Origin of the sequence: Campylobacter concisus UNSWCS (assembly GCF_000466685.1) — a bacterium.
Classification (GTDB): Bacteria; Campylobacterota; Campylobacteria; order Campylobacterales; family Campylobacteraceae; genus Campylobacter_A; species Campylobacter_A concisus_A.
Genome location: NZ_ANNG01000071.1, coordinates 1 through 997 on the forward strand (window position 1 = coordinate 1; position 997 = coordinate 997).

General features: G+C 34.4%; 1 protein-coding gene. It reads right to left on the minus strand.

The window, feature by feature from the left end; translation table 11 throughout:
• The coding region (locus UNSWCS_RS10335; RefSeq protein WP_035143985.1) for a hemagglutinin repeat-containing protein at nucleotides 1-997 on the minus strand (997 nt) is incomplete at both ends.

The following is a 997-nucleotide window of genomic DNA, read 5'->3' on the forward strand; positions in this document are numbered from 1 at the left end:
AGCAGATGCTGAGTTTATATTTGAAGAGATGATAGAGATATCTTTATTTGCATTTAAATTTATGTTGCCACTATTTGTTAATAGTGATGAAGAGGTTAGGTTTAACTTTGATAAAGAGTGCATATCAATAGACCTTTTAAGCCCACCAAAGCCTCTTTTATTAGTTTGAGAATACTCCAAGCTCTCATATGCGCTATGATTTATACTTATATTATTCGCATCTATATTTATATCATTTTTGGCACTTAAATTTGAGCCAGTTACTATTGCGTTACCGCCAGCCTTTAGGCTGATATCACCTGCGTTTAAATTTGAACTAATTACCTTTTGATTTATTGCCATTAGATGAGACTCTTTTTTAGAGAAAAAGCCCTTTGACTTCTCTTTAGTCTCCGTGCTCTCGTTTGTATTAGCTCCAACTACATATATATCTTTTCCAGCTTCTACGTTTAGCTTGTTAGTAGCTCTTAAGTTGCTTGAGCTTATCTGTGTGTTTGACTTAGAGTTTAAATTTATATCTTTTGCGTCTAGGTTTGCACTATTTAGCGTTTGGATGCTTTGTTTAAAGCTTATGCCCTTTTCTTTTGCGCTATGGCTGTAGGCAAACTCTTTAGCGTTTATGTTTATATTATCCGCGCTTAAATTTATCTTGTCAGCCTCTAAGCCTCCGCCAGTGATGTTTAAATTTTCTTTAGCGTTTAAATTTAAGCTCTCGTCTGCTTTTAAATTTGAAGCCTTGCTAAACTGAGATGACTCTTTGTCTAAGCTTATATTATTGGCATTTACATTTATATTTTTAGCTGAAATTTCACTTGAGTTGATATTTGCTGCGTCTGATTTTAAATTTAGATCTTTAGAGTTTAGCTCTAGGTGATTTAGGTTTAAATTTTGTGAATTTAGATTGATATTATCGGCCACTACGCTGCCAGCTAGGCTTATGTTGCCTTTGGCGTCTAGCTCTATGTTATTAGCCATTACAAGAGCTGAGGCTTTTACG